Annotated in this window: 21 protein-coding genes; 17 read left to right on the top strand and 4 right to left on the bottom strand. The window is 69.9% G+C overall.

The window, feature by feature from the left end; genetic code table 11:
• Positions 1-8 precede the first annotated feature (8 nt).
• The 4 genes from AGRA3207_RS09730 (at position 9) to AGRA3207_RS09715 (ending at position 4,245) form a co-directional block, all read left to right on the top strand.
• Entirely contained in the window at positions 9-923 is a 915-nt protein-coding gene (locus AGRA3207_RS09730) for a nucleotidyltransferase-like protein (RefSeq protein ID WP_231334243.1), read from the top strand.
• The gene (locus tag AGRA3207_RS09725; RefSeq protein ID WP_231334242.1) at positions 920-1,822 is read left to right on the top strand and encodes a CBASS cGAMP-activated phospholipase; all 903 of its coding nucleotides are present in this window, start codon (positions 920-922) and stop codon (positions 1,820-1,822) included. The genes AGRA3207_RS09730 and AGRA3207_RS09725 overlap by 4 nt, the downstream gene beginning before the upstream one ends.
• Before the next feature lie 369 nt (positions 1,823-2,191).
• Positions 2,192-2,695 (top strand): cupin domain-containing protein, encoded by a 504-nt coding sequence (locus tag AGRA3207_RS09720; protein WP_231334241.1) that lies wholly within the window; start codon positions 2,192-2,194, stop codon positions 2,693-2,695.
• 86 nt (positions 2,696-2,781) lie between these two features.
• Positions 2,782-4,245, top strand: coding sequence for an MFS transporter (locus AGRA3207_RS09715; protein ID WP_231334240.1), 1,464 nt, complete (start codon positions 2,782-2,784; stop codon positions 4,243-4,245).
• A gap of 87 nt (positions 4,246-4,332) precedes the next feature.
• On the opposite strand, the gene pdxR is transcribed toward AGRA3207_RS09715, so the two are convergent.
• From pdxR to AGRA3207_RS09700, 3 genes are all read right to left on the bottom strand, one after another.
• Positions 4,333-5,775, bottom strand: coding sequence for a MocR-like pyridoxine biosynthesis transcription factor PdxR (pdxR, locus tag AGRA3207_RS09710; protein WP_231334239.1), 1,443 nt, complete (start codon positions 5,773-5,775; stop codon positions 4,333-4,335).
• 69 nt (positions 5,776-5,844) lie between these two features.
• The gene (locus AGRA3207_RS09705) at positions 5,845-6,645 is read right to left on the bottom strand and encodes an IclR family transcriptional regulator (protein WP_231334238.1); all 801 of its coding nucleotides are present in this window, start codon (positions 6,643-6,645) and stop codon (positions 5,845-5,847) included.
• Positions 6,635-7,462, bottom strand: a complete 828-nt coding sequence (locus AGRA3207_RS09700; protein WP_231334237.1) for an IclR family transcriptional regulator — start codon at positions 7,460-7,462, stop codon at positions 6,635-6,637. The genes AGRA3207_RS09705 and AGRA3207_RS09700 overlap by 11 nt, the downstream gene beginning before the upstream one ends.
• A gap of 275 nt (positions 7,463-7,737) precedes the next feature.
• On the opposite strand from AGRA3207_RS09700, the gene AGRA3207_RS09695 reads away from it, so the two are divergent.
• From AGRA3207_RS09695 to AGRA3207_RS09655, 9 genes are all read left to right on the top strand, one after another.
• Positions 7,738-9,627, top strand: coding sequence for a PEP-utilizing enzyme (locus AGRA3207_RS09695; protein ID WP_231334236.1), 1,890 nt, complete (start codon positions 7,738-7,740; stop codon positions 9,625-9,627).
• 113 nt (positions 9,628-9,740) lie between these two features.
• The gene (locus AGRA3207_RS09690) at positions 9,741-10,841 is read left to right on the top strand and encodes a PEP/pyruvate-binding domain-containing protein (protein ID WP_231334235.1); all 1,101 of its coding nucleotides are present in this window, start codon (positions 9,741-9,743) and stop codon (positions 10,839-10,841) included.
• Positions 10,838-11,392 carry an acetyl-CoA carboxylase biotin carboxyl carrier protein gene (locus AGRA3207_RS09685; RefSeq protein WP_231334234.1) on the top strand — a complete coding sequence of 185 codons (555 nt, stop codon included), beginning with the start codon at positions 10,838-10,840 and terminating at the stop codon, positions 11,390-11,392. Before AGRA3207_RS09690 ends, AGRA3207_RS09685 begins: the two co-directional genes overlap by 4 nt.
• On the top strand, positions 11,389-12,798 hold the full coding sequence (locus AGRA3207_RS09680; RefSeq protein ID WP_231334233.1) for an ATP-binding protein: 1,410 nt from the start codon (positions 11,389-11,391) through the stop codon (positions 12,796-12,798). The genes AGRA3207_RS09685 and AGRA3207_RS09680 overlap by 4 nt, the downstream gene beginning before the upstream one ends.
• Positions 12,795-14,381 (top strand): hypothetical protein, encoded by a 1,587-nt coding sequence (locus AGRA3207_RS09675; RefSeq protein ID WP_231334232.1) that lies wholly within the window; start codon positions 12,795-12,797, stop codon positions 14,379-14,381. The genes AGRA3207_RS09680 and AGRA3207_RS09675 overlap by 4 nt, the downstream gene beginning before the upstream one ends.
• Positions 14,378-15,304, top strand: coding sequence for an HAD-IIA family hydrolase (locus AGRA3207_RS09670; protein WP_231334231.1), 927 nt, complete (start codon positions 14,378-14,380; stop codon positions 15,302-15,304). Before AGRA3207_RS09675 ends, AGRA3207_RS09670 begins: the two co-directional genes overlap by 4 nt.
• 52 nt (positions 15,305-15,356) lie before the next feature.
• The gene (locus AGRA3207_RS09665) at positions 15,357-17,402 is read left to right on the top strand and encodes an acetoacetate--CoA ligase (protein ID WP_231334230.1); all 2,046 of its coding nucleotides are present in this window, start codon (positions 15,357-15,359) and stop codon (positions 17,400-17,402) included.
• A 62-nt stretch (positions 17,403-17,464) separates the two neighbouring features.
• Positions 17,465-18,337: an amidohydrolase family protein gene (locus AGRA3207_RS09660; RefSeq protein WP_273700058.1), complete on the top strand. Its 873-nt coding sequence runs from the start codon at positions 17,465-17,467 to the stop codon at positions 18,335-18,337.
• Between the two features lie 147 nt (positions 18,338-18,484).
• A complete protein-coding gene (locus AGRA3207_RS09655; protein ID WP_231334228.1) occupies positions 18,485-19,432 on the top strand; it encodes a sulfotransferase domain-containing protein in 948 nt (315 codons plus the stop codon).
• Between the two features lie 241 nt (positions 19,433-19,673).
• On the opposite strand, the gene AGRA3207_RS09650 is transcribed toward AGRA3207_RS09655, so the two are convergent.
• Positions 19,674-20,516: a FadR/GntR family transcriptional regulator gene (locus AGRA3207_RS09650; RefSeq protein WP_231334227.1), complete on the bottom strand. Its 843-nt coding sequence runs from the start codon at positions 20,514-20,516 to the stop codon at positions 19,674-19,676.
• Positions 20,517-20,637: 121 nt separating this feature from the next.
• On the opposite strand from AGRA3207_RS09650, the gene AGRA3207_RS09645 reads away from it, so the two are divergent.
• The 4 genes from AGRA3207_RS09645 to AGRA3207_RS09630 all read left to right on the top strand — a co-directional run bounded on the left by AGRA3207_RS09645 (position 20,638) and on the right by AGRA3207_RS09630 (position 26,639).
• Positions 20,638-22,218, top strand: coding sequence for an AMP-binding protein (locus AGRA3207_RS09645; protein ID WP_231334226.1), 1,581 nt, complete (start codon positions 20,638-20,640; stop codon positions 22,216-22,218).
• Positions 22,215-23,774: a cyclase family protein gene (locus AGRA3207_RS09640; protein WP_231334225.1), complete on the top strand. Its 1,560-nt coding sequence runs from the start codon at positions 22,215-22,217 to the stop codon at positions 23,772-23,774. The genes AGRA3207_RS09645 and AGRA3207_RS09640 overlap by 4 nt, the downstream gene beginning before the upstream one ends.
• 19 nt (positions 23,775-23,793) lie before the next feature.
• Positions 23,794-25,098, top strand: coding sequence for a RidA family protein (locus AGRA3207_RS09635; RefSeq protein ID WP_231334224.1), 1,305 nt, complete (start codon positions 23,794-23,796; stop codon positions 25,096-25,098).
• Between the two features lie 83 nt (positions 25,099-25,181).
• Positions 25,182-26,639 carry an aldehyde dehydrogenase family protein gene (locus AGRA3207_RS09630; RefSeq protein WP_231334223.1) on the top strand — a complete coding sequence of 486 codons (1,458 nt, stop codon included), beginning with the start codon at positions 25,182-25,184 and terminating at the stop codon, positions 26,637-26,639.
• Positions 26,640-26,680: the final 41 nt, after the last annotated feature.

Raw genomic sequence — 26,680 nt, 5'->3', positions numbered from 1 at the left:
GGGGCGCGGTGGTTCTCGCCAGGGAGCAGTTGGAGGAATGGTCAGAGCGAGGCGACTTCCTTCAGGCGGCGCACACCTACGAGACGATCAAAGAAGCCTTGACATCAGCGGCTCTTGAAGATTGCGAATACGAGATATTTTGCCAGGGATCGTATGCGGGGAAAACGAATATTGTCGGCGACAGCGACGTCGACGTCGTGATCGCTCTCAAGGACCCCTTCTATGCGAACACCGATCGGCTCCCTCCGGTGCAGAAGGAGAAGTACCTGAAGCTTCACGAGTCATCGACCCGCACCTGGGAGTGGTTTCGGGGAAGGGTCATTCCGGTGCTGCAGGAGCGGTTCTTCGGCGTGCAGGTGAGGAATAAGTGTGTAGAGGTCCCCGCCAAGGCCCTCGCCTTGAAGGCCGATGTGCTAATTTCGCTCGACTTCCACCTCTATACCCTGTTCCATGACCACCTGCATCGGTACTTTGAGGGGGGCATCGAATTTCATAATGGCCGCACCCGTGTCGTCAACTATCCCATGCAACATCGTCATAACGGTGAGATCAAGGATTTGTTATGCGGAGGAGTCTTCAAACCCGTTGTCCGAATCGCCAAGAACGCCCGTAACCGGCTCGTCGAGGACGAACGATCGTCCGTTGTCAAGAAGGGCGCGCCTTCCTACTTTGTGGAGTGCCTCTTCTATAACGTCCCCAACCTCTGCTATATCGGCTGCCGCGAGCCGGATGCCTACCGCAATGCGGTGGTGTGGCTGTGGGAGAACCCGATGAGCCGATCGGACATGCTCTGCCAGAACAGGATGACCTCCTTATTCGGCGGTACCGCAGAGACCTCATGGAACCTCGATGACGCACGGCTGCTCGTCAACGGACTTTACGTGCAGCTCACGGACCATGACGGCCCGGGAGGTATGGCGTGAGCGGGCCGTACCATGTTCTGACCCTGGACGGCGGAGGACTCAGGGGAATTTTCACGGCGGCCGTCCTGACGGAGATCGAGAGCGCGTTGGGCCCCGCGTTCGTCGACGTGTTCGACCTGCTGGTGGGCACGTCAACCGGAGGGATCATCGCCCTCGGGCTGGCTTCCGGCCGGACCTGCAGGGAGATGCTGGACTTCTACCGCGAGGCGGGCGCTTCGATCTTCGGCCGGCCGCGGCGGCTCCGCAGGCTCAACGGCCCCAAGCACGATCGGACGGCCCTGGACGCGGTCCTTCAGCGGCGATTCGGCGAGATGCGCATGAACGATCTTGCCAAACCCGTCTGCATCACCGCCTATGAACTCGTACACGGCACGCCCCGGGTCTGGAAGGACGACCACGCACCGGGTCTGCGGTGGGGCGGCGATCAGTTGGTGTGGAAGGTCGCCGCGTCCACCTCCGCCGCGCCCACGTATCTCGCTCCCGTCCAGATGGGAGAGGCCGACAGCCTGGTGGACGGCGGCGTTTGGGCGAACAACCCGGCGATGGTCGGCGTGATCGAGGCCATCAGGTACAACGGCAGGGGCCTCGGCGACCTCCGTCTCCTCTCGGTCGGCACAACCAGCCAGCCCATGCGTATCGCCGGTCACCACAAGGCGCTGTCGATGGGCAGCCTCAAATGGGCCATCAACGCGCTCTCCTTACTTCAGGGCAGCACGTCCGCAGCGGTGGACCACCAGGTAAGGCTCCTTCTCGGCGACGCCTACCTCCGGCTCGACAGTGAGCGGACGAGGAGGATCGCTCTGGACGATGTCCAGGCATGCGGACCCCTCCAAGAATGGGGACACGGGGTCGGCCGCATGAACCTCGACAAGGTGCGAAAGCTGCTCGATCTCCGGTAGCGCCCAGCTCAAGGCCCGAGCCGTACCGCTGGTTCCAGATCAGGACGCGGTCGAGCAGTTCGCGGTGGCAGCATCGAGATCTTAGGCAGCACGGCCGCTCATCGGCGCGTGACGACCGCCTCGCCGCGGTCCGTCCCTGCAACTGACGTTTTCTGCGTCGAGTTGGCTAGCGCGCCCGCCATCTGACCCGGGGCTTGGAGCGCCGGATCTCTGTGGGATGGCCGTGTTCAACGCCCTCCAAGGATGCGAAATTGACCCATGGATATCGCCGCTGAATGAACCATGTGATGGGTCTTTGTGCGCCGTAGATTCGTCGGTGTCAGCAAGAAGGGCCTGGTGAGAAGCCGGGCCGGACACCCGGGAGAATCCATGAACGCTGTTTCGAACCAGCCGACCGCCCCCGTCCTGGTCCGCGCCGCGGACGCCGAGTTCCTGCAGGACGGCGCGACGAGCCTGATCACGCTGCTGGCCGACGCGGGTGCGACCGGCGGCGCGCTCACCGCCAACAAGGCCACGTTCCAGAAGGGGTCGCCGGGCGCTCCCGCGCACTTCCACACCAAGGCCACCGAGATGTTCTTCGTCCTGGACGGTGCGGTGCGCATTCTGGTGGACGAGGAGATCGTGACCTTGGGACGGGGCGATTTCCTCACCGTCCCGCCGACCGTGCCGCACGCGTTCGCGCCCGCTCCCGGTACTGAGGCCGAGATGCTGGTGGTCTTCACCCCCGGCCTGCACCGCTTCGACTACTACCGGCTGCTGGAGCGCGTCTACCGGGGCGAGGCCACGGTGCAGGACATTCGCGACAGCTCCCAGCAGTACGACAACCACTACTTCGACAGCCCCGTGTGGGCCGAGGCGCTCGCCCAGCGATGAACCCGCAGCCGGGCCGCGTGTCCCAGCGGCCCGGCACCCACCCCCCGGCACCTTCTCCGGAAAGCGGTCTCCTCATGCCTTCGACCATGCCCCAGGCGCCCCGGCGCCGCCGCCCGGGAGCGATCCTGGCGTTGCTGGCGTTCGCCCAGTTGATCATCTCGATCGACTACAACATCGTGTACGTCGCGCTGCCGGAGATCGGCTCCGGCCTCGGCTTCTCCGCACAGCACCTGCAGTGGGTGATCAGCGCGTACGCCGTCGCGTTCGGTGGCTTCCTGCTGCTCGGCGGGCGGGCGAGTGACCTGCTCGGACCGCGGCGGATGTTCGCCGTCGGGCTCGTGCTGTACGCGGTCTCCTCGCTGCTCGGCGGTCTGGCCGAGTCGGCCGCCGTGCTGGTCGCGGCCCGGGCCGCGCAGGGGGTCGGTGGCGCGTTCCTGTTCCCCGCGACGCTCACTTTGGTCTCCACGAAGTTCGCCGAGGGACGCGAGCGCAACCGGGCGTTCGCGGTGTGGGGCACGGCGGGCGGCAGCGGGATGATCCTCGGCTCACTGCTCGGGGGCGTGCTGACGGAGGCGTTCGGCTGGGAGTCGGTGTTCTTGGTCAACGTGCCCCTCGCCGGTACCGCCGCGCTGCTCGCCTTCGTGTCGATCGCACCGGACGCGTCGCGTGCCGACGGCCGCTCGATGGACGTCGCTGGGGCGCTGACCTCGACGATCGGTATCACGGCCGTGGTGTTCGCCCTGGTGCAGGGACCGGAGTCCGGATGGCTGTCGCCCGCCGTACTGGCCACCGCGCTCGCGGGCGCGGCCCTGTTCGCGGTGTTCGTCGTGATCGAACGGCGTAGCGCCGATCCGCTGCTGCCGCTGCGCCTGTTCACCAACCGCAACCTGAGCGTGGGGACGGCCGTCACGTTCCTGTACATGGGTACCTTCGGCACCCTGCTGTACTTCCTGACCGTGTACTTCCAGGGCGTGCACGGCTACGACGCGCTGACCACCGGGCTGGCGTTCCTGGTGCCGATGGCCGCCATCGCGGTCGGTTCGCAGACCGCGGGCAGGCTGGCCACCCGGCACGGGATCCGGCCGGTGCTGGTTACCGCGCTGACGGTGGGCGGCCTCGGCGCCGTGATCGTCGCCGCGACGATGGCGACCGGTGCCTCGTACGTCGCGCTGATCCCCGGCCTGGTCGTCCTCGGGGTCGGCCAGGGCGCCGGGTACACCCTGATGTTCGGCGCCGCCACGCTCGGGGTGGCCGCCGAAGAACGCGGCATCGCCTCGGGCGTCGCCTCCACCAGCCAGCAGGTCGGCGGCGCGGTCGGTCTGGCGCTGCTGGTGGCGGTCGCCAACGCGGGCCTGGACGGACTCGGCGGCCGAGCGCTGCGTGCCGCGACGACCGACGGGCTGCGCACCGCGATGGTGATCGCGGCGGCGGGCATCGCGGCGACCGCGCTGGTCGCGCTCGGCCTGCGCAAACCCGGCGTCAAGCCGAACACCGAGCAGGTCACCGAGGGCGAAGCGCAGGCTGGCGACCGCCCGGCCGTGCACGTCTGACCAGCACAGATTCGGTGTGGTGCCGCCCCTTTTCGGGCGGCACCACACCGGCGTCCTGGGCTCCTTCCGGCGGGCGCGGCGCGCAGCTCAGGCGTCAGGGGGTGGTGGCAGGGCACGGCACAGCGCGTCGAGCGCCGGCCGGTAGCGGTGCTCGGGCGGTGTGGCGTGCCCGACGACCAGCCCGTCCCAGTGGGGTTGGGGGCTGTCGGGGTGGCGGAACGCCGCCAGGCCGTCGAGGGCCACGCCCATCCCGGTGGCCGCCTTCACAGTGGACGGCTCGGTGCCCGGGGGCAGGCGGAGGACGGCGTGCAGCCCGGCCGCGATTCCGGTCACCGCGATGTGCGGGGCGCGTTCGGCCAGCGTCGCGACGAGCTGGTTGCGGCGGGCGCGATAGCGCTGCCGCATACGGCGGATGTGCTTGTCGTAGTGCCCGGAGGCGATGAACTCCGCGAGCGCGAGCTGGTCGGTGACGCCCGTCCACGCCTCGCGCAGTCCCTTGGCCGCGAGCACGAGGCCGACCAGGTGCGGCGGCAGAACCATCCAGCCGAGCCGGATCGCCGGGGACAGGCTCTTGCTGACCGAGCCGATGTAGACCACGTGCTCGGGATCAAGCCCCTGAACCGCGCCCACCGGTTCCCGGTCATAACGGAACTCGCCGTCGTAGTCGTCCTCCAGCACCACACCACCGCGACCGCGCGCCCAGTCGACGGCCGCGGCGCGGCGCGCCGGATGCAGCGGGCCGCCGATCGGGAACTGATGAGCGGGAGTGAGCAGGACAGCACGTGCTCCGTGCCGCCCCGAGGTGCCAGGACGCGACGCCAGTTCCTCGGTCCGTGCGCCCCGTTCGTCCAGGCCCAGCGGGATCGTGCGCACTCCGGCGTCGCCCAGGACGCCGCGGTGGAAGGGCAGGCTGTAGGGCTCGACGGCCAGCGGCCCGGACAGCACCCCGCCGCCGAACAGCAGACGCAGCCCGTGCGCGAACCCGGCGCAGACGACGATCTGGTCCGGTGAAGCAGACACGCCACGCGTCCGTGCGAGGTACTCGGCCAGCGCGCGGCGCAGTTCGGGACGCCCTTGAGGGTCGCCGGGGGCGAAGGCGTCATGTGGTGCGGCGGTCACCGCGCGGCGAACGGCCGCGGCCCACGCGGCGCGCGGAAAGGACGTCGCGTCCGGCTGCCCCTGCCCCAGATCGTGGACGGCGCCGTCCCCACGCCCAGGGGCCTTCCTGGGAACACGCCGTGGCCTGGCAGCGACGCGCTCAGCGACCCGGGTTCCGGATCCCTGCCGGGCTGTCAACCAGCCTTCGGCGACCAACTCGGCATACGCGTCCGCGACCGTGTTGCGTGCGACCCCCAGATCCACCGCGAGTGAGCGGTACGGCGGCAGCCGGGTCCCCGGCGCGAGCCGCCCACTGCGCACCGCGTCCCGCAGCGCCGCCGCCACCGCCGCCCGGCGAGGCCCCGTGGGCGACAGCTCAAGATGCAGGTCAGAGCCCGCCTCACCGACGAAATTGACCCGGGGATGCGGCACCCGACTGCCCCCTTCGATCGGTCTTTCGCGTCCCTAGGCTAGCCGCACGACCAACGCCCCTGAGATCTTTCACTCCTGGTCCAGGCCGCTCAGGCTCGGGTAGGCAGTGCCCTCCGTCTCCGCCAGCCGCTTGGCCAGGCCCTCCGCCGCGTGCAGCAAGACGGGCGCGAACTGGTCCAGATCCTCGCGCAGCGCGTAGCTGACGATGCCGATGGCGGCCTTGACGGTCCCGCCGACCAGGACCGGCGCGGCGATGGAGGTGGAGCCCAGGTGGTACTCCTGGTGGCTCTGGGCGTAGCCCTGCTGCCTGATCTGCGCGAGCTGGCGGGTCAGCACCCGGCGGTCCGTGATCGTCTCCGGTGAGAACCGCTTCAGGGGCATGGCCAGGATCGCCTCGGTGAATGCCTCGGGCCTGAACGCCAGCAGCGCCTTGCCGATGCCGGTCGCGTGGAGGGGGATCCGGGCGCCGATGCGGCTCTCCACGGGGACCGACAGCTCGGAGGTGAGCTTCTCGATGTAGATGGCGGCCGCGCCGTCGCATACGGCGAGCTGCACGGTCTCGCGGCAGTCGTACTGGAGGTTGAGCAGGAAGGGCAGGGCCGTCTCGCGCAGCCGGCCGTGGATGGGCGTGAGCACGCCCATCTCCCACAGCCGCACGCCGAGCCCGTACCGGCCGGAGCTGTTCCGGTCGAGGAAGCCGCCGTCCTCCAACTCGCCGGCGAGCCGGTACACGGTGGCCACCGGCAGTCCCGAGCGCCGGGCGAGCTGGCTGAGCGTGAGCAGTGGATGCTCGACGTCGAACGCCGCCAGCACGGCGAGTGCCCTGGCGGTGACAGACTTCGGGGGGCTCTTGGACGGCTCACTGCTCATGGTCGATGGTGTCCTCCTCGCTGTCGTACGGTGGTGGGCTCGCGTGTCCCGGAGGATCGGCAGGTCTGGCCAGAGCGGTGGCGAGGGCATGGGCCACGCTGTGGAGCTCCGATACCAGGCTCTTGACTGCGGAGGCCGGCAAGGGATCGGCCTTGGCCCCCGCCGCCCGGGTCGGCGGGGGACTGACGGAGAGTGCCATGGGCGGGCGGCCCTCGGCGTCGACGGCGACGGCGTATTCGGCCTGTCCGTCGGAGCGGGCAAGCCGGACCCAGCCCTGTCGCCCGTACGCGGCGATGGCCTCCTCCACCTCGTCGAACTGCGCCCGGGTCAACGGCAGTGACTTCCTGGCCGCGGGTGCCATGCGGACGAGGAGGACCCGGCCGGCGGCCGAGTCGGCCAAGGGCAGGGTCAGCCCCGGCCCGCCGCCGGAGGAGCTGGCGCCGTTGGCCAGGACCTCCTCCAAACACAGCGCATTGTGGCTCTTGTAAGCGAAGACCCGCACCATCATGCCGGTCCTGGCCGCCAGCCGGACCAGCAGCGGACGGGTGCCCTTGCCAGTCACGTCATGGGTGGGGGCCAGGATGCCGAGCTCCCAGACCCTGGGGCCGATGCTGTACCGCCCCGCCGTGTCGCGCTCGACGGCGTCGATCACCTCAAGGTGGTTGAGCAGCCGGAAGGTGGTGGCCACGGGAAGACCGCTGCGGCGCGACAGCTGAGACAGCGTCAGGTACCGGTGGGCGACGTCGAAGGACATCAGGACGGCGAAGGCCCGGTGGATCACCGACTTGCCGGGGTTGCCGTTCTCTGCTGCTGCCATCGCTTCTCCTGGCGGGTCGTTCCTGTGGTGGCTGTGATGGCTCCGTGCGGTGGCTTCGTCGTGACTGTGTGCGGCGTCCGGGCGACGCGGAGGCCAGCCTAATCAGCACTTCACTGAATGAAAACGTCCGGCTGATGATCACGTTCCGAAGTGCAGGATCGCGGACTCGGGGTCTGTTGTTTTTTACTCAGTGGAAAGCTTGCTTGGCGATCTGAGCCACAGGCCCCATGGTGACTCCTACGTGCAAGCCTCCGGTGGACGTGAAGGAGCAGCCAGTGACCACTGCAGACGGCGAACGGAGCCAGACTCCTCCTTCCGCGCAGCCCACTCCCGGCCGCGGCTTCCCGGACCCCTACGAGATCTCCACTCCGGAAGGGGCCGAGGGCTGGGAGGAGATGTACGCCTACCACAACCGGTTCCTGTACGCCCGGCGCGCGGAGGACTCAGCGAAGACCTGGTTCCGCAACTCGCTGCACTTCCCGGAGGTCTCCTACCCCTTCGACCAGCTGATCGTCGACGGCGCCTTCACCGGCACCGGCGTCACCAACACCCGCGTGTTCGTCCTGCCGCCGGCCAAGGGCCTGGACGTGAGGGTCGTCAACGGCTACACCTACATGTCCACCATCCCCAGCCCGGACGAGGAGGAGCAGGCCCGCCGGGCGGAGGAGTTCGCCAAGCGCGCCGGCCACTACTTTCGGAACTGGGAGACCCTGTACGCGGAATGGCAGGACCGTGTCACGGACGCCATCCGCACCGTCCACGACCTTGAGGTCCCTCCGCTGTCGGAGTTCGAGCCGATCGAGCGCGTGCTGGAGGAGCGTGGACCCAGCCAGGGCAACCAGCTGCTCGCCGCCTACCACCGGCTGCTTGAGCACGGTGACCGTATCTGGACCCTGCACTCGGAGTTCCTGAACCTGGGCTACGCCGCCTACCTGCGGTTCCTCACTCTGTGCAAGGAGCACTTCCCCGAGATCGACGATCAGACGATCTCACGGATGGTCAGCGGCATCGACGTGCTGCTCTTCCGCCCCGACGACGAGCTGCGTGCCCTCGCCCGCAAGGCCGAGGAGCTCGGCGTGGGCGATGCCGTCCGCGCCGCCACCACCGGGGAGGAGCTGATCACCGGCCTCGGCGGGACCGGCGCCGGGCGCCGGTGGCTGGCCGCCCTTGAGGAGAGCAAGGACCCCTGGTTCCACTTCTCCTACGGCTCGGGTATGTACCACTCGCACCGCAGCTGGATCGACGACCTGACCCTGCCCATCCAGGCCATCGGGGACTACATCGACCGCCTGCGCGAGGGCGACGACCTCGTCCGCCCGTTGGAGAAGCTCCAGGCGGAGCGCGACGCCCTGGTGGACCAGTACCGCTCACTCCTGGACGAAGAGGACCTCCCCGGCTTCGACGAGGCGCTCGGCCTGGCACGGCTGGTGTTCCCCTACGTGGAGAACCACAACTTCTACGTGGAGCACTGGTTCCTCACCAACTTCTGGAACAAGGTGCGCGAGTTCAGCGCACTGCTGCAGAAGTGGGGCTTCTGGGAGGACGTGGAGGACATCTTCTTCCTGCGCCGCGCCGAGGTCGAGGAGGCGGTCGTCGACCTGCAGATGGCCTGGGGCGCCGGGGGCGATCCGCAGGGCGGCCACCACTGGCCGGAGGTCATCAGGCGGCGCAAGGAGATCTACGCCGCGCTGAGCGGCTGGAACCCGCCGCCGGCCCTGGGACCGGTTCCGGAGGAGATCAGCGAGCCGCTGACCATCATGCTCTGGGGCATCACCCCGGAGACCGTGGAGCGCTGGCTGGCCGCCCAGGGCGACGGCGCGAACGGCACCACCCTCTCCGGCTTCGCCGGCTCGCCCGGCGTCGCCGAGGGCCGCGCCCGCCTCGTGCTGCGCCCGAGCGAGCTCGACGCCGTCCAGGACGGCGAGATCCTGGTGGCCCCGGTGACCAGCCCGAGCTGGACCCCGGTGTTCGGCCGGATCCGCGGGGCCGTGAGCGACATCGGCGGCATCATGTGCCACGCCGCGATCGTCTCGCGCGAGTACGAACTGCCCGCCGTCGTCGGTACCGGCTTCGGCACCTCGACCATCAAGACCGGCCAGCTGATCCGGGTCGACGGCGACACCGGCACCGTCACCATCCTGGACGAGGCCGCCGACGTCTCGTGACGCGCACCCGCGTACCCGCCGCACCCGCCGGACAGCCGCGATGGCCCGGCACCGCCCTCCGCCTCTGCGGCACCCACCCGAATGGGGCTGACCCAGCTGACAAGGACGAACACGTGGGAACCTACACGAGAAGATTTCACGAGCTCGGCTCGGCGGACCGGTCCCTGGTGGGCGGCAAGTGCGCCGGCCTCGGCGAGATGTTCCAGGCCCGCCTGCCCGTCCCGGACGGGTTCGCCATCACCGTGGACGCGTACGAGGACTTCCGGGACGCCTCGGACCTGCGCGAGGAGCTCAAGCGCCTGGTACGCGGCGCCGACCCGGCCAGCCCGCAGTCCCTCCAGGCCGCCCATGAGCGGGCCACCGCGCTGATCCTGGGCCGCGAACTGCCGGCCGCCGTCGAGGAGGAGATCCGCGGGGCCTATCTGGAACTCGCCCGGGAGACCGCCCAGCGCCGCGGTGCGGGCGACCCCGACCGCGGCCCGGTCGCCGTCCGCTCGTCCTCCGTCGATGAGGACGGCGACGCCGCCAGCTTCGCCGGACAGCAGGAGACCTACCTGTGGGTGGTGGGCGCGGACGCCGTGCTCGCCAAAGTGCGCGAGTGCTGGGCGAGCCTCTACACGCCCCAGGCGATCGCCTACCGCTCCGGCATGTCGGACACGGACGCCACCGAGGCGTCGAAGATCTCGGTCGCGGTGCAGCTGATGGCCGGCGCGGACGTCGCCGGGGTCACCTTCACGGTGAGCCCCCGCACCGGCGACCGCTCGGTCATCGCCGTCAACGCCAGCTGGGGGCTCGGCCAGGCCGTGGTCTCGGGCGAGGTGACCCCCGACGAGTACTGGCTGACCAAGGCCGGCCCCTCCGTCACCAGCCGCCGGATCGCCTCCAAGCAGCACGAGTACGTGCCCGCTCCGGACGGCACCGGCGTGATCCGGCGCGACGTGGAGGAGTCCCGCCGTGACGTCCCCTGCTTGAGCGAGAGCGAGCTGATGCGGCTGGCGGAGATCGCGCTGCGCGTGGAGAGGCACTACGGCTGCCCGCAGGACATCGAGTGGGCGCTTGAGCGGGACGCCGATGGCGTTCCCCGGGTCATGCTGCTGCAATCCCGGGCGGAGACGAACTGGCGGAAGCGCAAGCAGAAGAGCAGGAACACCACCAAGGCCACGACCGACCTGCTCGGCTTCGTCGCTGCCGCGGTCAAGGGAGAAACCCGATGAGCACCGAGACCACCCCGAGCTGGCAGGACATCCTGGACCTCGTGGCGCTGCTGGACGAGGGCTCCTACGAGTCCGCCGTCGTCGAGTTCGGCGACGTCCGGGTGCGGATGTCCCGTTCGGCCGAGCCCCCGCAGCTGCAGCAGCCGGCCCCGCTCGCCCAGCCGGTCCAGGCCGCCGCTCCGGCCCCGGCGAACGCCGCCCCGGTGGCACAGCACGCCGCCCCGGCACCGGAGCCCGCAGCCGCACCGGCCCCCGCTGTCCCGGCCACCGCTGTCCGGGCCCCCGCCGTCCCGGCCGTGGAGGGCACGACCATCCCCGCCCCCATGATCGGCGTCTTCTTCCGCTCGCCCTCTCCCGGCGCACCGCCCTTCGTGGCGCCGGGCGCCACCGTCGAGCCGGACACCACCATCGGCATCATCGAGGTGATGAAGCTGATGAACCCGGTCACCGCCGGGGTCGCCGGCACGCTCACCGACTTCCTGGTCAAGGACAACGAGCAGGTCGAGTTCGGCCAGCCCCTCGCCGTCGTCGCCGAGGCGGGCGCGTCATGAGCAACGCCACCGCCCGTACGACCCCCGGGACCCGCAAGGCCCCCGTGGTACTCGTCGCCAACCGCGGGGAGATCGCAGTGCGGATCATCGCCGCCGCCCGGCGCATCGGGGCCGGCCCGGTCCTGGCCGCCAGCGCGGCCGACACCGGCTCCCGGGCGGCACGGCTGGCCGATGACGTCATCGTCATCGGCCCGCCGCAGGCCGGACGGTCCTACCTGCGGCCGGAGTACATCGCCCAGGCCGCCGTGCATGCGGGCGCCGACGTCGTCCACCCCGGGTACGGCTTCCTGAGTGAACAGCCCGAGTTGGCCGAACTGCTCGCCGCCGAGAACATCGCCTTCGCCGGCCCGCGGCCGGAGACGCTCCGCGCGGTCGGGGACAAGAGCAGCGCGCGGAAAGCAGCCGTGGCGGCCGGTGTCCCGGTGGCCCCCGCCGTCGAGGTCGACGACGTGCACGCCGTGGTCCCGCTCGCCGGGACCATCGGCTACCCGCTGCTGATCAAGGCCGTCCACGGCGGCGGCGGCCGCGGCATCCGCCTGGTGACCGACGCCGAGGAGCTCGCCCGGCTGGCACCGCAGGCCGCGGCCGAGGCGCAGGCGGCCTTCGGCAACGGCGCGCTCTACCTGGAGCGCTTCTACCCGGCGGCCCGCCACGTGGAGGTGCAGGTCTTCGGCGACGGCAGGGGCGGCGCGCAGGTCTTCGGGGACCGGGACTGCTCGGTGCAGCGCCGGCACCAGAAGCTCATCGAGGAATGCCCCGCACCGGGAATCTCCGAAGCCCGGCGCGCCGTGCTGCACGACTCCTCCCGAGCACTGGTACGGGCCCTGCGGTACCGCGGCGCCGGAACCGTCGAGTTCCTGGTGGACACCGAGTCCGAGGACGTGGTCTTCCTGGAGATGAACGCCCGCATCCAGGTGGAGCACCCCGTGACCGAGGAGGCCTACGGAATCGACCTGGTGGCGGCCCAGCTGCGCCTGGCCCTGGGCCGGGACCCGCAGCTGCCCGACGTGCCGCCGGTCCCCCCGGCCACCGCGATCGAACTGCGGATCAACGCGGAGGACCCGGACAACGACTTCCGGCCCACCCCCGGAGTCGTCGACCGCGTGCGGTGGCCTGCCGGGCCGGGGATCCGCGTGGACACCCACATCGAGGACGGCTACCCCTTCCCGCCGTTCTACGACAGCCTGATGGCCAAGCTGATCGTCCGTGCTCACAGCCGCCCCGCCGCGGTGGCGGCGGTGCGCTCCGCCGCGCAGTCCGTCGTACTCGACGGCGTCAGGACGACATTGCCACTGCATCGGTTCGTCCTCTCCCACCCCGACTTCATCCACGGCGGAGTGAGCACCTCGTGGTTCGGCCCGGCCTGGGAACAGCGGCAGAACCGGCGAAAGGAGGCCGTCCGATGACCACGCTCGCGACCGAGCCGGCCGCGGCGGGGGCCCGCACCGGGTCCGACGGGCGGCAGAAGACGATCCGCCTGGTGGACACCAGCCTGCGGGACGGCAACCAGAGCCTGTGGGGCGCCACCGGGCTCACCACCGGCATGGTCGAGGCCGTGGGACCGCTGCTGGACCGGGTGGGCTACGAGGCGATCGACTTCACCAGCTCGACCAACCTCGCCATGGGCGTGAAGTGGCACCGGGAGAACCCGTGGGAGCGCATCTCCCGGATGCGCGCCGTCATGCCCGCCACCCCGCTGTCTGCCATCACCACGGGCATGCGCTTCATGTCCTGGGAGAGGGCTTCGGAGACCGTGATGCGGATGGCGCTGCGGCTGATGGCCGGGCACGGGCTGCGCCGGCTGCAGATCGCCGAGCCGATGAACGACGCCGACTCCCTGCTCCGGGTGGCCCAGTGGGCCAAGGAGGAGGGGATCGAGCAGGTGGTGGCGGCGGTGACGTTCACCGAGAGCCCCGTCCACACCGACGAGAGCTACAGCCGCAACATCCGGGCGTACCACGCCAGCCCGTACGTGGACTCCCTCTACGTCAAGGACCCCGGCGGGCTGCTCACCGTGGAGCGCACCCGGCAGCTGATCCCCGGTATCCGCCAGGCCGCCGGTGCCAAGCCCCTGGAGCTGCACAGCCACTGCACCACCGGCGCCGCCTCGCACCTGTACCTGGTGGCCGCCGAGCTGGGGGTGGACGTGCTGCACACCGGGCTCGGTCCGCTCTCCAACGGCACCGCCCAGCCCAGCCTGGAGAATCTGCTGGGCAACCTCGACGCCCTCGGCATCCCGGTGCAGGCGGATCGCGAGGCGGCCGCCGCTGCCGCGGAGATCCTCCACACCGTCGCCGACTCCCAGGGCCTGCCGGCCGGTGCGCCCACCGAGTACGACCTGAGCTTCCACGTGCACCAGGTCCCCGGCGGGATGATCTCCACCCTCAAGCGCCAGCTCGGCGAGCTGCGCATGCTGGACACGCTGCCCGCCGTCATCGAGGAGGCCGGACGTGTCCGCGCGGAGCTCGGGTACCCGATCATGGTCACGCCCTTCAGCCAGTTCGTGGGCAGCCAGGCGCTGATGAACGTGCTGGCGGCCGGGTCCGGCCAGGAACGCTACAGCCGCATCCCCGACGAGGTGGTGCGCTTCGTCCTCGGAAACTTCGGCACCCCCCAGGGGGAGATCGCGCCGGAGGTCCTGGAGAAGGTGGCCGCGCTGTCCCGGGCCCGTGAGCTCGCCGTGACCCCGGCCGAGAAGTCCCTGGCCGAGCTGCACGAGGAATACGCGCGCCGGTTCGCCCGCGAGCTGCCCGAGGAGGAGCTGCTGCTGCGCCTGGTGCTCCCGCAGGATCAGGTGGACACCATGCTCGCCGCGGGGCCCGCCCCGCGCTGGTCCCCGTCCGACGCCGGCCGCGGCACCGCCCCGGTGACCGGCGTCGCCGACTTCATCCGCGCCGCCCACCGGCTGCCCAGATGGACGTACCTCTCCGTGACCCGCGGCGCGGAGCGGATAGAACTGCGCCGCACCGAGACCGGAGACGCCCGGTGAGCGCGGCGGGCACGGCGCACCGGGAGCAGCGGCGAAAGGAGCTCGCCAGGCTTGCCGAGGTCCGCGGCGTGATGTTCGACATCGACGGCTGCCTGGTGCTCTCCGACGGTCCCAGTGGCCACGGCGGCAGAGCCCTCCCCGGCGCCCGGGAGGCCATCGACCTGGTGCGTGCCACCGGGCGGAGCATGGCCGTGTTCACCAACGGCTCCATGCAGACCCCCGCCCGGATCGCCGAGACCCTGCGCTCCCTCGGCCTGGATGTGCGGGACGAGGAGGTGCTCACCCCCGCCGTGGTGGCTGCGGAGACGATGCGGACCCTGTATCCGGGGCGGCCCGTCCTGATCTTCGGCGGCCCCGGCGTCCAGGAGGAGTTCCTGCGGCACGGGCTCCCCCTGGTGGACCTGGACCGGGCCCTCGCCGGGGAACCGGCGGACGCCGCCGCCGTGGTCATCGGCTGGGACACACAGTTCGGCCGGGAGAAGCTCCAGGTGGCCGCCGAGGCCGTCCTGGCCGGAGCACCGATCTACTGCACCTCCGACGCCCCCTCCTTCGCCTCCGAGCGCCGCTTCAACGTGGGGGTGTCCGGCTTCATCGCCAGCGGCCTCAGCCATGTCACCGGCCGTCCCTACCACGTGCTCGGGAAGCCGTCGCGGGAGGCCCTGGAGCTGCTGACCCGGCGGCTGCGGGTCAGGCCGGAGCAGATGCTCATCGTCGGCGACGACCTCGACCTGGAGTGTGCGATGGCACGGACGGCCGGTGCCCTGGGATGTCTGGTCACCACCGGCACGAGCTCCGCCGCCGACGCCGAGGCGGCACCGGCCGACCGGCGCCCGGACTTCGTGGCCGACGGCCTGCCCGAGGTGCTGGAGCTGCTCTCGCTCGCGTCGCAGGACGCGGCGCCGCCGTCGGCGCAGACGCAGTAGGTACAGAGGACGAGCTGGGACAGGGGATCGGCAGGAGAAAGAGGTGGCGACGATGTCGACCCGCAACGGCGCGGTGCATGACGGTATGGCGGACGGCCGGCAGCTGACGTGGCTGCCCACTGAGGAACAGCGGAGGGCGTCCCGCCTGTGGGACTTCATGGCCTGGGTGACCCGGCACCGGAACGTTCGGCCGGCGGACTACCGCGAGGTCTGGCGGTGGTCGGTGCGCGAACCGGCGGACTTCTGGGACGCGGTGCGGCAGTACTTCGGCGTGGTGGGCGAGGGCTTCCAGGGGCCCGCACTGGCCGAGGAGCGCATGCCCGGAGCGGTCTGGTACCCGCACGCCAGGCTGAATTTCGCCGAGAACGTCCTGCGCCATGCGCGGGATCCGCGGCTCGCGGAGACCACCGCGGTGCTGACCGTGGACGAGGACAACGCCGCCTCGGCGCTCACCTGGCGGCAGCTCGCGGCCCAGGTGACGTCGCTCGCGGCGCACCTGAAGCGTCTGGGCGTCGAACCGGGGGACCGGGTGGCGGCCGTGCTGCCGAATCTGCCCGAGGCCGTCATCGGGCTGCTGGCCGCCGCGAGCATCGGCGCGGTCTGGACGATCAACTCGCCTGATCTGTCCGCCCCGTCCACCCTGGACCGTTTGCTCCAGCTCGAACCGAAGATCCTGATCGGTGTGGACGGCTACCGGTTCAACGGCAAGGACGTCCACCGGCTGGACCATCTGGCCGAGGTGGAAGCCGGCCTGCCGGGGCTGCGGCACACCATCCTCGTCCGTCACCTGGACCCGGCCCCGGAACCGGGAGCCGGGCCGGTGGCCTCCGGCCGCCTGGACTTCGCCGCGCTGGTGGCGGACGACGTCGAGCCCGCCTGCCTGAGGGTGCCCTTCGACCACCCGCTCTGGATCCTGTTCTCCTCCGGTACCACCGGCTCGCCCAAGGGGATCGTCCACGGACACGGCGGCATGACCCTGGAGGCCCTCAAGGGGACCGCTCTGAACCAGGACATGGGTCCGGGCGACCGCTACTACGTCGCCGCGAACACCTCGTGGATGGTCTGGAACACCCTGGTCAACACCCTCATGTCGGGCGCCTCCGTGGTCACCTACGCCGGGTCGCCCACCCACCGGCGCAAGGACCGGCAGTTCGAGGTCATCGCGCTGACCGGCGCCACCATGTTCGCCACTGGCGCCGCCTACCTGTCGCTGGTGGAGAGGTCCGGCCTGGAACCCGGCACGGAGTGGGACCTGTCCCTGCTCCGCTCCATCCTTTCCACCGGATCCCCCCTACCGGACTCGACCTGGCGCTGGGTGCACGAACAGGTCAAGCGAGACGTCCACCTCGGCTCCGACACGGGCGGTACCGACATCTGCAGCGGATTCATCGGCTCGAACCCCCTGGAGCCGGTGCACCTGGGCCGGCTCCAGGGGCCACTGCTCGGCGTGGCGGTCGAGGCCCGGTCCGAGGCCGGGGAGCGGGTCGTCGGCGAGGTCGGGGAGATGGTCATCACCCGTCCCATGCCGTCGATGCCGGTGTCCTTCTGGGGGGACGAGGACGGCGCCAAGTACCGCGGCTCGTACTTCGAGAAGTTCCCGGGCGCCTGGACTCAGGGCGACTGGATCACCGAGACCCCCGAGGGCGAGTTCATCGTGCACGGGCGGTCGGACGCCACCCTCAACCGGCTCGGGGTCCGCCTCGGCAGCGGCGACATCTACGCCGCGCTGCGGCACGTGCCCGAGGTCCGCGACGCCCTGGTCCTCGGACTGGAACAACCGGACGGCGGCTACTGGATGCCGCTCTTCGTGGTCCTCGACGACGAGCTCACCGATGAGCTCAAAACCAAGATCAACACCACGATCCGGGAGCACACCTCACACCGGCACGTCCCGGACGACATCATCGCCGCGCCCGCCGTCCCGGTCACCCACGCGTTGAAGAAGATCGAGGTCCCGATCAAAAAGCTCTTCACCGGACACGACCCGGCCACCGCCGTCAACCGCGGCTCCCTGGCCAACCCCGAAGTGGTCGACTGGTACGTGGACCAGGCACAGCGGTTCCGTACCGAGGGCCGTCCCAGAACCCGCGTGCGCTGACCCGTCGGCAACGGAAGCCCCGTCCCCACTCAACAACGGAAGGCAAGACAACGATGCCATCGCTGGACCCGGACGAACTCGTCGCGATCGACGTGCACACGCACGCGGAAATCTCCAAGGACGGTCACGGGGCGCTGAGCCCCGAGCTGTTCAGTGCCTCCGAGGAGTACTTCAAAGCCCACGGGCACCGCCGGCCCACCATTGAGGAGATGGCCGCCTACTACCGCGAGCGCCGGATGGCCGCGGTGGTGTTCACCGTCGACGCCGAGCACGCCACGGGGCACCCGCGGATCGCCAACGAAGAGGTCGCCGAAGGCTGCGCCGCCCACCCCGACGTACTCATCCCCTTCGCCAGCATCGACCCCCACAAGGGCCGCGCCGGGGTGCGCGAAGCCCGCCGCCTGGTGGAGGAGTACGGGGTGCGCGGCTTCAAGTTCCACCCCAGCCTCCAGGCCTTCGCCCCCAACGACCGCCTCGCCTACCCGCTGTACGAGGCGATCGAGGAACTCGGCGTGCCCGCGCTGTTCCACACAGGCCAGACCGGCATCGGCGCCGGCGTGCCCGGCGGCGGCGGGATCCGGCTGAAGTACTCCAACCCCATGCTGGTCGACGACGTCGCCGTCGACTTCCCGCAGCTCCGGATCATCCTGGCTCACCCCTCCTTCCCGTGGCAGGACGAGGCGCTGGCGGTGGCCACCCACAAGCCGTATGTCCATATCGACCTTTCGGGCTGGTCGCCGAAGTACTTCCCGCCGCAGCTGGTGCGGTACGCGAACACCCTGCTCAAGGACAAGGTGCTCTTCGGCTCGGACTACCCGGTCATCACCCCCGACCGCTGGCTGGCCGACTTCGACAAGCTCGAGATCAAGCCCGAGGTGCGGCCCAAGATCCTCAAGGACAACACCGCCCGCCTGCTCGGCCTGACCAAGAGCTGAGCAGTCCAAGATCACCGCACGGCGTCTCGTCGTCGCCGGCCGCCAGGATGCCGCCCCCCGCCCGTCCTCGCCTGCCACCTGGCCTCTCATCGGAAGACGCCCGGAAAACCGTTGACGGCCCGATCTGGTTGCCGCCATTCTCCCCGCATGGGCTTGGGGGAACGCGTCCGCTACCAGACCTCCTTTACGGACTCGGCCCGCTGGGATGGGTTCGTGTTCCGTCCCGGCGACATCGTGATCAGCACCCCGGCGAAGTGCGGCACGACCTGGCTGCAGATGATCTGCGCCCTGGAGATCTTCAAGAGCGCGACATTCGACCGGCCGCTCGACCAGATCTCGCCGTGGCTGGACGTCCTGCTGCGCCCGCTCACCGCAGTGCTGGCCGACCTCGAGGCACAGGCGCACCGGCGGTTCATCAAGACCCATGCGCCCCTGGACGGACTGCCCTTCGACGACCGGGTCACCTACCTCTGCGCAAGCCGGGACCCCCGCGATGTGGCCGTGTCCTTGGACCGCCATGCCGGCAACACCGACCGGGCCGTGTCCCTCGCATTGCGGGAGGATGCCGTGGGCGCCGTGGTCCTGGAGGAGCTGCTGGCCGCCGCTCCGTCCCTGCCGAGCGGGACCGCGCGCGAGCGCTTCTGGTCCTGGGTCGATCCGGCCGCGCCCGGGAAGGCCGTGTCCGACCTGGAGATCATGCTGCACCATCTGGACACCTTCTGGCAGGTCCGCGACCAGCCGAACATCGTGCTGCTGCGCTACGAGGACCTCCTTGATGACCTCGAAGGACAGATGCGCTACATAGCGGCCCGGCTCGGAATCGCCATCACCGAGACGGCCTGGCCGGACCTCGTCCAGGCCGCCACGTTCGCGGCCATGAAGGGCCGGGCCGGTGAACTCGCGCCCGAAGCCAGCCACGACGGCTTCTATCACGACCACAGCCGGTTCTTCCACAGCGGATCGACAGGCCAGTGGCGGCAGGTCCTCAGCGAGGAGGAGCTTCCCCGGTACGCCGCCCGAGTCGCCCAATGCGCACCCGCCGACCTTGCCGCCTGGATCCATCGGCCCGCGCTGCCGGCGGCAGGCGACCTCTAAGGGCGCGACGCATGAGTGAAGGCGCTGCCGGCGTGTGACCTTCTGGAGACCGTGAGCCTCACCGGCGCCCGCATGTACGTTCTGGCGGTCATCGAGCACCTCAGACCTGCGGCAGGCTGCAAGGAACGGTGAGGCGTTCGACCCGGACACGGGCCTTCCGGTGTTGATGTTCAGTGCTTCGGCAACATGTGTTCGTCCCGGACGAGCGTCGTCCGGAGAGGTCGAGTAGCGGGCGCCGGCGTCAGGAGCCGTTGAACCCGGTCCGTGATTGCGCGATCACGTTTTCCAGCCCGGCGATGCCCACGTGCGCGTCGTGTCCCTGGGTCCGTCGGGGTTGGACGCGGGCCAGGTGCTCCTCCGCGGCGACGCGGGTGCCGTCCGGGTCTCCGGCCTTGATCATGTCGATGATCCGCTGGTGTTCCTCGACCGATCGCTGCCGGCTCTTCGGTCCGCGATCCACGCCGCGTTCGGTCTCGCCGGTCACGTCCTGGTGCACATGAGCGGACCACAGCGACTCCAGGGCGCCCAGGAGGATGACCATGGTCTGGTTGCCGCAACTGCGCACCAGCTCCTCGTGGAACAGCCGGGAGATGTCGGTGAACTTGATCGAGTCGTTGATGGCCGCGATGCTCTGCTCCTGAAGTCCCTTCAGGCGCTTGAGGATCGCTGCTTTGCCGGTCGGGCGTGCGGCGCACATCTCCGCGCACTGCGGCTCGAGCACCCGGATCGCCCGTGCGAGGTCGTCGAGCGGGACCTTCTGCCGCACGAGCACCAGTCCGAGGGCGTAGGCCGCGCGCGCGGGCTGCGGCGTGTGCAGGATCGCGCCGCCCTGCTGGCCGCGCATCACGGTGAGCAGGCCTTCGGCCTCCAGGATGCGCATGGCCTCGCGGATCGACTGCTTGGAGACCGGGTACTCCTGGCGAAGGTCGTCTTCCTTGGGAAGTCGATCACCGTCGCCGAGCTCACCGCTGAGGATCCTGGCCCGGAGCCTGTCGGCAACGACCTCCGCGACGCGCCGCGAGCGCAGCGACGCCGCTGTGGCCGCGGTCTTCTTCTGATCGGTTGTCTCGCGCACGCCGTTCACCGTCCCCACAGTAGCCGGTCGTTGCGAAGATTCTTGACTGTCTTCACTCTAACATCATAATCTATGAAGACAGCATAATCTTTATGAAGTATAGAAGGATGAGCTCAGCGGGAGGACGCGCATGGATCTGGACAGCCTCAACGTTCGAGCGTTCTGGGAGGACGCGGTGGCGGCGGTACCGGACCACCCGTTCCTCGTCTGGGAGGACAGGCCGGTCTCGTACCTGGAGTTCGACGACCGGGCGAACCGTGCCGCCACCGTGTGGAGCGAGGCCGGTGTGCGGAAGGGGGACCGGGTCGTCTTCATGGTCGGCAACTCACCCGACTTCCTGACGGCCTGGTTCGGGCTGATCAAGATCGGCGCGGTCATCTCCGCGGTCAACACCGGCTTCAGGCGCGAGGAGGCGGCCTACCAGATCAGGCACTGCGATCCGGTCGCGGTCCTGGTCGACGCCGCTCACGCCGACGTCGCCGGACCGATCGCCGAGGGCCTGAACCGCCCGGTGTTCCACCTGGGTCCGCATCCGGCGTACACCGATTTCCTGGCCGCCGCGGCCGCGGTCAGGCCCGACGTCGCGGACGTCGAGCTGAACGGGGCCGACCTGATCTCCCTGATCTACACCTCGGGGACGACCGGGCCCTCCAAGGGTGTGATGCAGACCCATCGCAACTTCGTGCTCACCGGGCACGGGTACCGGTACTGGCTCGGCATCGGCCACGACGATCGTCTCTACGTGTGCATGCCGTATTTCCACATCAACTCGCAGGCGTACTCGACGATGGGTGCGATCGGCGCGCGGGCCACGATCGTGTTGTCGCCGAGGTTCAGCGCGAGCCGGTTCTGGCCCGAGGTGCGTCGCCACCGGGTCACGCACTTCAATTTCGTCGGGGCGATGACGGCGATCCTGTCGCGCAGGGAGCCCGACCCCGAGGACGGCGACAACGTGGTCCGGATCGCCTACGGCGGTACAAAGCTGCCCCGGGAGATGCAGTCGGACGTCGAGCGGCGCTTCGGCCTCAAGGTCATCTCCGGCTTCGGGATGAGCGAGACCACCTTCGGCATGATCGAGGACATCGCCGGCGAACGCCGGCCCGGGTCGATCGGCAAGCCGCGTCAGCACCCCGATCCGACCGTTCCCCGCAACCAGGCCCGGCTGGTCGACGATGACGGCAACGACGTCGCGGAAGGCGAGATCGGTGAGTTGCTCTTGCGGAACCCGGCGATGGCCAGCGGCTACTTCCGCGACCCGGACAGGTCCGCGGAGACGTTCCGCGACGGGTGGCTGCACACCGGCGACCTGCTGCGGCGCGACGAGGACGGCTTCTACTTCTTCGTGGATCGCAAGAAGGACATCATCAGACGGCGCGGCGAGAACATCTCCTCCGGGGAGGTCGAGCGGACTCTGGCCGCCCATCCCGACGTCGCCCACGCCGCGGTGGTCGCGGTGCCTTCGGAGTTGCTGGACGACGAGGTGCTCGCCTACCTGATTCCCAGGCCGAACCGCACCATCGATCCGGCGGCGCTGCTGGAATGGGCCTTCGAACGGCTCGCCCCGTTCAAGGTGCCGCGCTACGTGCGGATCGTCAGCGAGTTCCCCCGGACCGGGTCGCACAAGGTGCGCAAGGAGCAGCTGCGCGCCGACTGGCGGGACCCGGACCTGTACGACCGTGAGCAGGCGGTCCAGGCGGCAGGCGAGCGATGACCGAGTTCTACGATCTCTCCTCGACCATCCGCAACGAGCCGATGGAACGGGCGCCGGTGCACATCGTGACGTCGGACTACCGTGCGACCCTGCGCGAGCTGAGCCGCTCTCTCGGAATGCCGGTCTCCGAGCTGCCCCTGGACGGACTGTTCGCGGCCGACGAGTGCGCCACCCTGTCCAGCCACTTCGGCACTCATCTGGACGCTCCCACTCACTACGGCGATGTGATCGAGGGAGTCCCGGCCGAGTCCGTGGACGAGATGGCGCTGGAGCCGCTGCTCACCCATGGGGTCAAGGTCGACTTCAGTGACCGGGGGGTCAGTCTGATCACCGAGGAGGACCTTGCCGGCGCGCTGCGCCGGATGGACTACGACCTGCGCGCCGGCGACCTGGTGATCACGCACGTCGGCATGGGTGACAGGTACGACGACGACCCGGGGATCGCGCTGCTGGGCGCGGGCATGAGCGGCGCGGCCGTCGAGTGGCTGCTGGACCGGGGCGTCGGGATCACGGCGACCGACTCGATGACCGCCGATATGCCGATCCCGTGGATGGAGGAGCGGTTCCGGGCGGGTGACCGGGACGCCTACTTCCCGGTGCACACCGTCGGCGGACGGCGTCGCTACGTCCACGTTGAGAAGGCCCGTGGGCTGGAACGGCTGCCGGTCGCCATCGGCTTCGGGGTGTCGGCGCTGCCGATCAAACTGGAGGGTGCGAGCGGGGCGTGGACCCGCTTCTGCGGCCTGCGGGCCCTGCCGGCGGCGCTGGAGCGGGCCGTGATCGTCGACCTCAGCCAGCCGATCCGCAACGTCAGCATGGAGCCGCAGGTCTCCGTGATCGAGAGTCACGGTCGTGAGCGCAGGCGCCGGCAATGGGCCAAGCACCTGGGCGTGCCGGTCGGTGAGGTCGCGGCCCGCGGATCCTGGGACCTGGTCACCGCGTCCACCCGGGCGGGTACGCACATCGAGGCGCCGTTGCGGTTCGGCCCGTCATGCGCGGGCCAGGACGCCCGCCCGATCGATGAAGTGCCGCTCGACTGGTGTTTTGGACCGGGCGTGCTGCTGGACGTGCGCGGCGGCGCCGGTGAGGCGGGCATCGACGAGGCCGAGATCGATCGCGCCCTGGAACGCATAGGGCATCGGCTGTCGCCGGGGGAGATCGTGATCCTGCGGACCGGGGCGGGGGAGCGGTTCGACGGCGACCCCGGCTTCGCCGCCGCTGGACGCGGGTTGACCCGGGGTGGGCTGCTGTCGTTGCTGCGCAGGGGCGTCACCATGGTCGGCACGGACGCCGAGCTTCTGGACCGGCCGCTGCCGGCGATGGCGGCGGACCTGCGGCGTGGCGAGCACGAGTCGTTCTTTCCGGTGCATCGGCTGGCACGCCAGATCGAGCACTGCCAGTTGCTGAAGCTGGGCAACCTGGGTGCACTCGGGGATCCGACCGGATTCTTCGTCTGGGCACCGCCGATCAAGCTGGAGCATGCCGGATCGGGCTGGGCCCGAGCGATCGCGCTCATTCCGCGACAGGGAGCAGGGTCCGGGTGGAGGAGCCGGTGATGAAGTGGAGGAGTCGGTGATGAACCGGAAGGACCTGACCGGCGGACATCTCTCGGACGTCGCCGCCGGGATGGTGTTCAGCGGCACGGTGACCCCGCACGATCTGGACACCGGCCGGCTGGTCACCGGCACGGCCGGGCTGGCCACCGCGGCGCCTGGGCCGGATGTCGGCCTGATGTTCTTCGACGTGCCCGAGGACGCGGCGCGCGCGCAGGCGTTCCAGCTCTATGAGAATCTGACCGCTCTGCTCGGCACGCGTGGCCTGGCGCTGGGGAACATCGTCCGGCAGCGGTTGTTCCTGACCGACGTCCGGGACCTGGCGGCGATCGAGCGGGTAATGGACGAGGCCCTGGCCGGGCCGTTGCCGGCCACGTCGGTGATCGTGGTCCCGGACCACCTGATGGATCCGGAGATCAAGGTCTACCTCGACGTGGTGGCCGCCGCGGATCCGGAGTGGGCCCGCGGGGGTTCCGTGGTCGGCTCCGGGGACCGGCGCTACCCGGACGCGATCCGGTGCGGCGACCTGCTGTTCGTCTCCGCGATCGACGGCCTGCCGGCAGCGGGCGATCCCGCCGATGTGATGCCGCCTTCGTTGCTGCGCACCGACCGTGAGCGGCAGGCGTTCGGTGAGACGATCCGCACCTTTGAGCGCCTCGCGGAGATCCTGAAGAACGCCGGTGGCGACATCGCCGGAGTGCTCAAGGTCAACGGCTGGGTGCGGCTGCCGATGCGGGAGTACGGCAGCGTCGTCCTCGCCCGCAACGAGTACTTCGACAGCAGCGAGCGCACGATGATGGCCAGCACGGGCCTCCAGGTGGCCGGGGTGGGCTCGGCGCAGGCGCTTCTGGCCTTCGATGCCATCGCTTTGGCCGGCCGGGCCGCCGGCAAGAAGGTCACCGGCGCGGCTTCGGCGATCTCCAGCCCTTACGTGGCCGGCGCGGCGGCCGGAGGGGGCCTGGTCATCACCAGCGGTGAGATCCCCGTCGACATCGGTGATCGACGTGTGCTCGCCGCGGTGACCGACCTCGGCCCCGCCGGGCGGCTGCTCCGCTTCGGGCGGCTGGACGCGGAGTCGGGGTTCGAGGCACGGGCGTTCAAGGTGTACGAGGTACTTGAGGGCCATCTCGCCGCGGCCGGACGGACCTTCCACGACGTCGTGCATCAGAGCGTGTTCACCACGGATCCGCGGCTGGTTCTCGAGCTCGAGACGGTGGCGCGCCGGTTCTTCGGCGGCGGGCAGCCGCCGACGACGGTGATCCCGATCGTGAGCACGACGCCCTTCCCCGCCGCGCGGCTGGAGATCGAGCTGATCGCAAGCGGCTGACCTGGAAGCACGCCCAGAACACCATTGACAGACCTTCTAATCTATATGAAGATTATGAAGTCGGGCACGAAGGAGGACGGCCGGTGACGACCAACAGCCAGCAAGCGCGCAACCTGATCGGCGGCGAGGAGCGTCCGGGAATCGACGGCGGCGAGTTCCAGAGCGTCGATCCGGCCACCGGGGAGGTGCTCGGCTCCTTGGTCGCGAGCACCGAGCGGGACGTGGACCTCGCCGTGGCCGCGGCGCGTGCCGCAGTGGACCGTGACAGCGACTGGCAGGTGCCTCGGAATCGGGTCATCGTGCTGAACCGGATGGCCACCCTGATCCGCGAGCGCGCCGAGGGGCTGGCCGTCCTCGAATCACGGGACACCGGGAAGCCGCTCCTCCAGGCCCAGGCCGACGTGGCCGGGGCGGCCCGCTACTTCGAGTTCTACGCGGGTTTCGCGGACAAGCTGGACGGGCGCAGCATTCCTGTCGGACCCGACTTCGTCGACTTCACCGTCCGCGAGCCCTACGGCGTCGTCGCGGTCATCACCGCCTGGAACTACCCGATCCAGATCGCTGCCAGGACGGTCGCTCCCGCCCTCGCCGCCGGCAACGCCGTGGTGGTGAAGCCCGCGCCCGAAGCGCCGCTGTCGACGCTCGAGATCGGCCGCATCGCGCATGAGGCGGGCGTCCCCGCCGGCTACCTGAACGTGATCACCGGCGGTGGACCCGAGGTCGGGATGCCGCTTGCGATCCACCCCGACGTCGACCTGGTGGCCTTCACCGGATCGCGTGATGTCGGCAAGCTGCTCGGGTCCGCCGCCGCGCGACTGATCCGGCCGTTCTCGCTGGAACTCGGCGGCAAGTCGCCGAACGTGCTCTTCGAGGACGCCGACCTGGAGAAGGCGATTCCCGCGGTGGTGAACGCGATCGTGCAGAACGCCGGGCAGAACTGCGCGGCCGGATCGCGCCTCCTGGTGCACCGTTCGATCCATGACCAGGTGGTGGCCGCGGTGGGAGAGCGCATGGGCTCCCTGCGCTGCGGCCACGGGATCGGCAACCCGGACCTGGGGCCGCTGATCACTCAGCGCCAGCACGCCAAGGTCGCGGGCATGGTGCAGGAGGCCGTGGCGGCCGGCGCGCGCATCGTGGTCGGCGGCGCCTCTCCCGAGGGAGAGGAGTTCAGCGGCGGCCACTTCTACCTCCCCACCCTGCTCAGCGGGGTGGACTCCAAGATGGCGATCGCCCGCGAGGAGGTGTTCGGCCCGGTCCTGGTGGCGATCCCCTTCGACTCCGACCAGGACGCCGTACAGATCGCCAACGACACGACCTACGGGCTCACGTCCGCCGTCTGGACGGCGGACGTGGCCCGGGGGCATCGCATCGCCCGCCGGATCCGCAGCGGCCAGGTGTACATCAACACCTATGGCGTCGGTGGCGGCGGCAGCGCCGAGCTCCCGTTCGGCGGCTACCGGCAAAGCGGCCACGGCCGGACCAAAGGTCTCGAAGGTCTCCTCGAATTCACCCAGATCAAGAACGTCTGCGTTGCGTTGTGACCACACGCATCACGCTGTAGGCGAGCACACAAGGGAAAGGA

The organism is Actinomadura graeca, assembly GCF_019175365.1.
Classification (GTDB): Bacteria; Actinomycetota; Actinomycetes; order Streptosporangiales; family Streptosporangiaceae; genus Spirillospora; species Spirillospora graeca.
Note: the sequence above shows the minus strand (reverse complement) of the source record. Positions and strands in the feature narration are given on the sequence as shown.